Origin of the sequence: Vibrio sp. 10N.222.48.A3 (assembly GCF_041475345.1) — a bacterium.
Classification (GTDB): domain Bacteria; phylum Pseudomonadota; class Gammaproteobacteria; order Enterobacterales; family Vibrionaceae; genus Vibrio; species Vibrio tasmaniensis_A.
This window is the reverse complement of sequence record NZ_JBFRVX010001196.1, coordinates 1-393: the sequence shown is the minus strand read 5'-3', so window position 1 is coordinate 393 and position 393 is coordinate 1. Positions and strand designations below refer to the sequence as shown.

At 48.1% G+C, this 393-nt stretch carries 1 protein-coding gene; it reads left to right on the top strand.

What is annotated here, in order from left to right:
* Positions 1 to 156: 156 nt before the first annotated feature.
* On the top strand, positions 157 to 393 hold a 237-nt coding region (locus tag AB4653_RS24990; protein WP_133151953.1), incomplete at its 3' end, for a TraC family protein.

Sequence of the window (393 nt, the reverse complement as noted above, 5' to 3'; positions counted from 1 at the left end):
AGATTGATTAGGAAAAAAGAAACGAAGCTTAAACATCATTTTTATCATGGGCGCGCGACATTCAGTCTCAGCCTTCTCTCAATGAGGGGGGAATCCATCAAGCGGTCCAAGATTGTGTCACGCCCCCTAACATTAAAATAGAAAAAGGGATCCCCCATGTTTTCCTCCTCACGCAGTGGCTTATCCGCCTTATTTCAAGAGGCCAAGCAAGCCCAAAACCACCTTCACCATGAACTGCCGTATCGAGATTACGATCCCATTGAGCGGGTGTTCGACAATCCCCACTCTCGCGGTTTTGGCTTTAAAATCAGTGTCCTTGGGGGCGCTAACGACGATTTAATTCAGTCGTTAAGCCACCTCATGGGGGATTTGCCAGCAGGGGATAAATGGGAC